This window comes from uncultured Gimesia sp. (assembly GCF_937919775.1).
In the GTDB taxonomy this organism is placed as follows: Bacteria; Planctomycetota; Planctomycetia; order Planctomycetales; family Planctomycetaceae; genus Gimesia.
In genome coordinates, this window is record NZ_CALFPF010000227.1 from 1 (window position 1) to 9,241 (window position 9,241).

The window sequence follows — 9,241 nt, forward strand, 5'->3', positions numbered from 1 at the left end:
AGAAAACCGAGCCAGCTCTTTTTGCGATCCTCGTCCAGCGCGTGTTCTTTCACCACCACGTCTTCGGATCTTTCCAGATTCAACCCGAGTTGTTTTTCTTTCTTGCGAATTTGCGCTTCGCGATTCTGGAGCATTGATTCCGTGCGCGAGAGTCTGGCGCGTTCGATCGAGATTTCCACTTCCGCCAGACCCAGGTTATGTTCGAGGTCGTGGTGCAGTGACTGTAATTTATCAAGCAGTTCCTGAGGGGCATTATTCAGCTGCTCCCAGTTCACAGGGATGATCGCCGTTTCTGCTTCGCGCACCCGTTTGATTAACAGGCTGATGTATTGATCTCTTTCTCGGATGGCCTGGAACAACTCATCTTGTGTTGCCTGTTCATAATCGACTTCAGCCGGCGCAGCTGGTAAAGCGGGTTTATAGCTGCCCAGGCTGCGGCCGCCAGTACCGGACTGCTCTGCACTGAAATTTCCTGGTGCAGGTTCTGGTGGACGGGGCGGCGGGGTGATGGCTGATTTTTTGGCGAGGTCTTTGGAGACATTCACCCCCTGACCGGAAAGCAGTTTCGCTTTCATTGCTTCCCAGCCAGTGTCGGACGAGTGCTGCGCAGGAGCGCTGACGGATGGCTCCTCTGGCTGTTCTGCTTCTTCCGGACTGACTGGTTCTTCTGCGAAACTCTGGAGAGTTGGTGATGCTAAATATTCGACCAGACTGGACGGTTTGGAGGCCACCGCGCCATTTTCAAAACCGGATTCAACAATCCGTTTGAGTTCCGAGATCTGCAGTTCGATTCTTGCCAGGGAACTCTCTGTTTCCATTCCCTGCCATTGTTCCAGAACCGCTTGCAGATCATGTGAGAGTTTCTGTTGTTCTTCGATGACTTCGGGAGGAATACCGCCGGAAATCGTCATCCCGCGATCGGCGCCGGTGCGATGTCTGCGGTCCAGTTGTTCGGCGACCTGCTCCAGCCGTTCCGTAAGGATTACGACCAACTGTTCTTTTTCCTGCAGTTCTGCTTCGAGTTCCTGGACACGAAGATTTTCCGCAGTGGTCAACTCCTCATTGGTACGCTGGCTGCGCTGCAGTTCTTCTGCGACTTGCGTCAGGCGTTGTTTGAGATTGGCAATTAACTGCTCTTTTTCCAGCAGTTCCGTTTCCAATTCCATTAATCGAAGATTCTCGGTCGCTGTTGAAACTTCATGGGAGTGCCGACTGCGATCCAGTTTTTCGGCAACCATCTCCAGGCGTTCTGTGAGCGTGGCCACCAGTAGTTCTTTTTCCTGGAGTTCTGATTGCAGTTCTTCTACTCGAAGGTTTTCAGCAGAGATCAAATCAGAATCTTTCTCAGGAAGAGGAGTTTCATTTACGGGTGTCGTGGGCGTACGCTCTGCCTGACAAATCGAATCGGAATCCGTAACGGACTGCGATGCGATCGTCTTCTGTTCCAACTCAGATTGGGGAGAGTGACGATTGGGGTCCATCCATTCTTACCTGAATCAATAACCTTTCAGACTGTTTTTAAGCTAAAATATAGAAGGCAGCTACATTTAGCCTAGCTCATACAAAAGCAGTCCTCATGGGTTTCACTGATTCAGTGATGCAATTTTTCTACATCTTTATGCGGATGGTACTGATTATTCAAATACTGCCGGGTTTACGACGTTAGTGGTTTTCCTCCCCACGAGAACATCTGCCACCTGACGGGCTGCCTGCTGTCGAAGTTCGTCCAGTGATTCTTTCGAAATGAAGGCAGCGTGAGGGGTCGCAATCACCCGTTCATCCTGGAAAAACGGATCAGCCAGATCGGGGGGTTCCGGGTCAAATACGTCCAGTGCGGCTCCGGCAATAGTTTCATTTTTAATCGCCGCTTTCAAGGCAGCAAAATCAATCAGGCCTCCGCGGGAAGTATTAATGATCAAAGCGGTGGATTTCATCTGTGAAAATGCGTGTTTATCAAACTGATGATGCGTGGCCTCTGTCAGCGGCGCGTGAATGGAAATAACATCGCTTTGCTGGAGTAGTTCTTGAAACGACACCATTGTGGTGCCCGTGCCATAATCGTTGCCGGAGGCATTTGTGGCGATGACGTGCATTCCAAACGCACGGGCGCGCTGCACGACCGCCTGTCCCGTCAGGCCGAAACCGAACACGCCCATCGTCAGCGCACTGACCCTGCGAGGTAATGGGGCCGCCGACAGATTATAAATCCCCTGTTTCGTCTGATGATGAAAAAAAGCCACGTTTCGCAGGCTGGCCAGCATGAGCGCCAGCGTATGATCGGCGACTTCCGGGATGCAGTAATCGGGAACATTGGTAACCGGAATTTTGAGGGAAGTGGCATATTTCACATCGATATTATCCAATCCGATTCCCAGACGCGCGATGGTTTTACAATCGGGGGCCGCGGCAATCACGGCCTGGGTCACGGGCGCCCAACATGTGGCGATCGCATCGACGCCGGTGGCATATTTGACGAGTGTCTGTTCATCGGCGCCAGGCGGGGCTTCGATGATTTCGGCATCGACGAGCGCTAATTCTTTGCGTTCCACCTCGCAATCCGGCCAGGCACGATCAGTAATTAAAACACGGTAGGTCGCAGACACAAATCACTCCCTTTCATTGTGAAAATGTTTGAATGCTCGTTCATTCAGGATCGTTCTTTTTAAACCGGTTTACAAGTCTATCCCTCCTGGAAATCTTCAGGGAGCGAACGATTTCAGAATTCTGAGAGTCAGGTTGATGACAGTGCATTCAAAATTAGAACAACATCAACGAGGCCGCAGTTGAGTGCTGTGTTTATTTATTCTCTCTAAAACAATGCTTAAGAACGACTTACGAACTATATTCGAAAGCACGTGTTTTGTGGTCCCGGTTTTGCATAAAAAAGAGAGATCTTGACACATTCTCTGTTTAGTGACATGATTCCACTGGAATTATTACGATTTGCAAGGGTTTTTATGTACCAAAGTCTGACAGTCATTCTGATGCAGCTTTCCATGCTGTCCCACACTTTGCTGGGTTGTGGGTGGCATCATGCGCACGATTGTCATACGGGACAACCTCATGCCTGCCAGCCGGTTGCGTTGTGCGGACATGCAGCAGAGCACGCCCATCACGGACATGACCATTCCGCAGATCATCCACATTCCGCAGGGATGACGGAAGAACTTCCGGCCAACCCGGAATCGGAACCCTGTCTGGAAGGACGCTGTTCCTATCTGACATCAGCGTCTGTAAAAGTTCTCGAGGTCACACCTCAACTGGTGGACCTGCTGCCCCCTTTGGATCTGCTGTGTTCCTCGCAGGAAAAACAGTATATCCAGGCGATGCTCCAGATCAACTGCCTCTCAGCATATGCGGTGCCGGGCGTGCGCGCGCAGGCACAAACCACAGTCTGGCTGCTATAAGCGCCGCTGCTCTCTGATCGTCACTCCGCTGCTCCGTTTGTGCTGACACGATCGCTTTCTTAGCACAAAATTCCACAAAGCAGACTCGGAAACTTACGATTCCCCTTGCGCACTATTGATATGCAGATGCGCTGCCTGGTTAGAGGCCCGTGATGAATAATTCAATGCTGAAACAAAACTGGAAACTGATTCTGACTTGCGTCATCCTGATCCCGGCGGGATTCCTGGCCTGGAGTTCTCGTGAGCAGTGGCTGCCTGCGGTCCAGGGCTGGACTCAAAAAAACGGAACAGCAAACAAGCAGACAAAAAATAAGGAGCCTGCAGACGCGCATGCCGATGAGGAGCATCATGATCACGATCATGCTGGACACGACGAAGCCAGTTCGCTGGAACTGTCTGCTCAGGCCCGGAAAAATATCGGGCTGACTTCAGAAAAGCTGATCCCGGTCAAGCTGCAATCGTTCACGCGCACGATTTCAATTCCCGCAATCGTGGTTGAACGTCCCGGTAAAACCAGAATCAGCATCGTGGCGCCGATGACGGGAATCGTGATGAACGTCAACGTGAGTGCCGGCGAAGCGGTACAGCCTGGTCGGGAATTATTCAAAATGCGTCTCACCCATGAAGATCTCGTGCAGGCACAGGCCGCCTATCTGAAAACACGGGGGGAACTCGACGTGGAAAATAAGGAAATCCTCCGGCTGCAGGATATCACGAATCGAGGGGCAATCGCCGGCAAGGTACTGTTGGAACGTGAATACGCCAAAGAAAAACTCGAAGCGATTTTAAAATCGCAACGGGAAGCACTGTTATTGCATGGTTTCAGTGAATCGCAGGTTGATCAGATCGATAATACGCGGCATCTGATCAAAGAACACCAGATTTATGTCCCGAAAATCCATGATGATTCTGGTGAAGTACAATTACCGAACATGCAGATTCGTCGTATTTCGGCTGAGGTTCCCGCATCGGAAGATCGGACGGTTACCTCCCGGCAGTCGCTGCTCGTGGTGCAATCGCTGAATGTCAGTAAAGGTGATTTCGTGCAGGCAGGAGATACGCTGTGCGTTTTAGCGAACTACAGCGAACTGTATCTCAAAGGTCAGGCCTTCGAGCAGGAAGCAGATGAAATCACGCGTTGTATGGAAAATCAGTGGCCCGTACAGGCCATTCGGGAAGTGAATAACAAAGCGAAGAAACTGATCGACAATCTCAAAATTGATTATCTGGACAATCAGATCGAAACCGACGTCAGAACTTTTTCGGTGTTTGTCGATCTGCCCAATCAGATTCAATATGACAATACCAGAAAAAACGGAATCCGTTTTATCGCGTGGCTGTTCAAGCCGGGGCAGCGGATGCAGTTGCGAATTCCCGTGGAGACATGGGACAAACAGATCGTCCTTCCCGTGGAAGCCATTGCCAGCGAAGGGGCGGAACATTTCGTGTTTCAAGAGAACGGCGATCACTTTGACCGACGCCCGGTACATATTCTGTACCAGGATCAGTTATGGGCGGTGATTCAAAATGACGGTTCCATTTTTCCGGGCGACAAAATTGCCCTTGCCGGAGCACATCAACTGCAGATGGCTTTGAAAAACAAAGCTGGTGGCGGCGTCGATCCGCATGCCGGGCACAATCATTGATCGTGCCGCGGATGCGACACCGTCTCTGATCACTCATTGTCTATTTTGAAACTCTGCCGACTGTCTGGAATAGTAATATGTTGAATGCCATTATTCGTTTTGCCCTTAAACAGCGACATCTGACGCTGGCGTTCTCGTTGTTCCTGATCGGATTTGGAACCTGGCAGGCGTTCAGCATGGGCATCGACGTTTTTCCCAATTTGAATCGTCCGCGTGTGGTGGTGATGACCGAAGCGCCCGGCATGGCTCCGGAAGAAGTGGAATCCTTGATTACGTTTCCACTGGAGACCACGTTGAACGGTGCGACCGGCGTGCAGGCCGTACGCAGTTCTTCCGGGGTCGGTATTTCCATCATCTATGTGGAATTTGAGTGGGGGACCGACATCTACAACGATCGGCAAGTCGTTAACGAACGCTTGCAACTCGTCACGGATCGTCTGCCGGATGGCGTGAAACCACAGTTGGCGCCGATCTCATCAATCATGGGACAGATCATGATGTTGGGCATGTGGAGTGAGGATGATAAAACCTCGCCGCTGGAAGTCCGCACGTTAGCAGACTGGGTTGTCCGCCAGCGTCTGTTGACGATTCCCGGTGTGTCGCAGGTGTTCACGATGGGAGGCGGGCGAAAACAGTTTCAGGTGCTCGTCAACCCGGAAGCACTGGTGAAATTTGGAATCACGCTGCACGATGTCAGACAGGCCTGCGAACAGAGCAATCAGAACGCCACCGGCGGTTATCTGGATGAACAGGGGCCCAATGAATTTCTGGTTCGCGCACTGGGACGAATTCAAACACTGGAAGATCTGGAAAAAGTGGTGATCACCACGCCCAAAGGCCGGCCGATCGTGCTTTCACAAGTTGCAAAAGTCATTGAAGGCGCCCAGGTCAAACGTGGAGACAGTTCCGCATTCGTCAAACAGGAAGATGGAACGTTTTCCGGAGGGTCGGCAGTGGTGCTGACGGTCAACAAACAACCCGATGCAGATACGCGACGCGTGACCCTGGATGTGTTGCAGGCGCTCAAAGATCTCAAACCCTCATTACCCGCTGATATCCGCATTCAACCGGAACTTTATTCTCAGAAATCTTTCATCGACCGGTCGATTGAGAATGTCATCGATGCCTTGATGGATGGCGGCATTCTGGTATTGATTATTCTGTTTCTGCTCCTGATGAATTTTCGAACGACCTTTATCACTTTGACGGCGATTCCGCTTTCGATCGCGATTACGGCGATCATTTTCGCCATCTTTGGATTCTCGATCAACACGATGACGTTGGGAGGCCTGGCGGTGGCGATTGGCGAACTTGTGGACGATGCCATCGTTGATGTCGAAAATATTTTTCGACGGCTTCAGGAAAATCGTTACGTGGAAAAACCGAAACCGATCCTGCTGGTCGTGTTTCAAGCGAGCTGTGAAATCCGTAACTCGATTGTGTTTGGTACGGTGATCGTCGTGCTGGTGTTCCTGCCGCTGTTTGCTTTGTCGGGCATGGAAGGTCGTCTGTTTGCACCGCTGGGAGTGGCTTATATTGTTTCGATCCTGTCGTCACTCATTGTTTCACTCACGTTAACGCCCGTGCTTTCCTACTGGTTACTGGGTAAAAAATTCGGCTCACCCGTCAGTCCTGATTCCGAGTCAAAACATCAGGCGCATCAGGACGGTCCTCTGCTGCGTTTATTGAAATGGGGCGCCGGTTATGTCATCAGTTTCAGCATTCGGTTATCGAAACCTCTGTTACTGGTGGGCGTCGCTAGCGTTTTTGTCGCGTTTCTGTTTCTCATGCAACTCGAACGTGACTTTCTGCCCCCCTTTAATGAAGGGGTGGCACAGTTGAATGTAGTTTTACCGCCGGGAACCTCATTACGAAAGTCGAACGAGATTTCAGAAACGGTGATGGATCGTCTGAAAAAAATCGAAGGGGTCTCCGCTTTCTCCCGCAGAACGGGCCGCGCCGAACTCGACGAACACGCCGAGGGGGTAAATATCTCGGAATTTATTATCTCGTTTGATCCGGATTCGGGCCGCAGTCGTGAAACCGTTCTCGATGATATCCGCACGTCGATGGATGATATTCCGGGGATTGTGATCTCGGTCGAACAGCCGCTGGCACATTTGATTTCGCACATGGTTTCCGGGGTCAAAGCGCAGGTGGGGATCAAAATCTATGGCGAAGATCTCACCGTGCTGCGAAACACCGCCCAAAAAATGGAAGGGGTCATGAAATCCGTGCCCGGTGTTACCGATGTGTTGGTGGAACCGCAGGTCGAAATCCCCCAGCTTCAGATCAAACTGAACCGGGACAAACTGGAACTGTATGGCTTAACCCCCGCTTATGTGAATGAGTATATTGAAACGGCCATGAATGGACTGGTGGTTTCCCAGGTATTGCAGGGGCAGCGCACGTTCGACCTGTTGATTCGCATGGATGAGAAATATCGGGAAGACCTGCAGGCATTGAAACGACTTTCGATTGATCTGCCCAACGGTGGCACCACGCCTCTCTCGTCGGTAGCCGACATCAGCGCTTCTTCGGGGCCGAACACGATCAACCGCGAGAAAGTTCAAAAGCGAATCATCGTGCAGTGTAATGTGTCGGGCCGCGGGCTGGTTGATGTCGTGAAAGATATTCAGGAGAAACAGAAACCGATCATTGCTGCCATGCCAGCCGGTTATTTTGTGGAATACAGCGGTCAATTTGAGAATCAGCAGTCTGCGTCCCGGATGATCTCGGCACTCTTTCTGGTTTCGATGCTGGGAGTATTTCTGGTGTTGTTTACGATGTTCCGGTCGGCTAATTTTTCATTGCAGGTGATGGCGGCGTTGCCGATGGCCTTTATTGGTTCTGTGATCGCACTGGTGGTGACCGGACAGACTCTGACCATTGCAGCGATGGTGGGCTTCATTTCGCTGGGGGGGATTGCATCCCGCAATGGAATCTTACTGTTGAATCATTATCTGCATCTCGTGAAGTATGAAGGGGAAGGCTGGACCCGCGAAATGATAATCAGAGCCGGTCAGGAACGGTTGGCACCGGTGCTGATGACGGCACTCACATCGGGCATCGGGCTGGTTCCGCTGGCGATGTCTCAAGGGGAAGCCGGGAAAGAGATATTGTATCCGGTTGCGACGGTGATTATCGGCGGGTTGCTCAGCAGTACGATTCTGGAATTCTTTATCCGGCCGGCTTTGTTCTGGAGCTTTGGTCGGAAAGAAGGAGCCAGAATTGTCGCGCAGAGTTCAATTGATATCCCGCTGATCGAAGTACACGAAGAAGTTTCGACTCCCGCTTAGTGGAGAAAGTGATAGTACAGATTTACTGTGAAATGTTGTCTTAAAAAAAACTGAATGATAATTTCGAAAAAGGATTTGAATGATGAAAAACAGATTTGCAACTCTCTTAACAATGGCGCTCTGCGTGGTGAGCTTTTCCTTAGCTGGCTGTGAGAACAAAACAGAGCAGGGGACGAAAACGTTCGATGAAGCCGCTCCTGAAGATGTGACGATGGACGAACACGGGCACGACCATCCCAGCGAGGGGCCGCATCACGGTTCGCTGATTGAACTGGGAAAAGAGGCCTATCATGCGGAACTGGTGCATGATGAGAAAACGGGTTCTGTCACGATTTATATTCTGGACAGCGCCGCGAAAAAGAGCGTGCCCATCAAAGCGGAAAGTGTGTTGATCAATGCCAAGCATGATGGCAAGGGAGCACAGTTTACTCTGGCGGCTGCACCCGAGTCGACTGATCCTGCAGGCCAGTCCTCCCGGTTCAGCACTCAGGAGAAAACTTTAGGTGAAGTGTTAGACGAAGAGGGGACCACTGCACGGCTGGTGCTGGAGATCGACGGGAAATCCTACAGCGGAGAAATTTCTGTGCATGATCATGACCACGACCACAAACACGCTCATTAACTGACATTCAGATAACGAGCTAATTTGAAGAACGCCGCGCAATCACAATTGCGCGGCGTTTTTTATTTAGTCTGAGCTGCGTTTTTCTGCATCACATCGACGAAAAAGACCCTCTTTGGGAAAAAATTGAGGAATCTGTCAGTTTCCCTGCACGGATTGCCGGGGTGCTCACACAAATAGTTCAGACGGTAGAGACGATCAGGCCTGTTTACTTACCGATTTCAACCTGTCGATTTCGAAGATCAACTCTGATCACACGATTCAAAA

At 51.0% G+C, this 9,241-nt stretch carries 6 protein-coding genes; 4 read left to right on the top strand and 2 right to left on the bottom strand.

The window, feature by feature from the left end; translation table 11 throughout:
* Nucleotides 1–1,481, bottom strand: a 1,481-nt coding sequence (locus tag Q0294_RS05985; protein WP_299461915.1) for a hypothetical protein, incomplete at its 3' end; no start/stop codon positions are given.
* A 153-nt stretch (nucleotides 1,482–1,634) separates the two neighbouring features.
* Nucleotides 1,635–2,603 carry a C-terminal binding protein gene (locus Q0294_RS05990; protein ID WP_299461916.1) on the bottom strand — a complete coding sequence of 323 codons (969 nt, stop codon included), beginning with the start codon at nucleotides 2,601–2,603 and terminating at the stop codon, nucleotides 1,635–1,637.
* 354 nt (nucleotides 2,604–2,957) lie between these two features.
* Between Q0294_RS05990 and Q0294_RS05995 the strand changes: the two genes are divergently transcribed.
* The 4 genes from Q0294_RS05995 to Q0294_RS06010 all read left to right on the top strand — a co-directional run bounded on the left by Q0294_RS05995 (nucleotide 2,958) and on the right by Q0294_RS06010 (nucleotide 8,974).
* Nucleotides 2,958–3,407 (top strand): hypothetical protein, encoded by a 450-nt coding sequence (locus tag Q0294_RS05995; RefSeq protein ID WP_299461918.1) that lies wholly within the window; start codon nucleotides 2,958–2,960, stop codon nucleotides 3,405–3,407.
* A 164-nt stretch (nucleotides 3,408–3,571) separates the two neighbouring features.
* A complete protein-coding gene (locus tag Q0294_RS06000; RefSeq protein ID WP_299461920.1) occupies nucleotides 3,572–5,053 on the top strand; it encodes an efflux RND transporter periplasmic adaptor subunit in 1,482 nt (493 codons plus the stop codon).
* Between the two features lie 77 nt (nucleotides 5,054–5,130).
* On the top strand, nucleotides 5,131–8,352 hold the full coding sequence (locus tag Q0294_RS06005) for an efflux RND transporter permease subunit (RefSeq protein WP_299461922.1): 3,222 nt from the start codon (nucleotides 5,131–5,133) through the stop codon (nucleotides 8,350–8,352).
* Nucleotides 8,353–8,434: 82 nt separating this feature from the next.
* Nucleotides 8,435–8,974 carry a hypothetical protein gene (locus Q0294_RS06010; RefSeq protein WP_299461924.1) on the top strand — a complete coding sequence of 180 codons (540 nt, stop codon included), beginning with the start codon at nucleotides 8,435–8,437 and terminating at the stop codon, nucleotides 8,972–8,974.
* Nucleotides 8,975–9,241 lie beyond the last annotated feature (267 nt).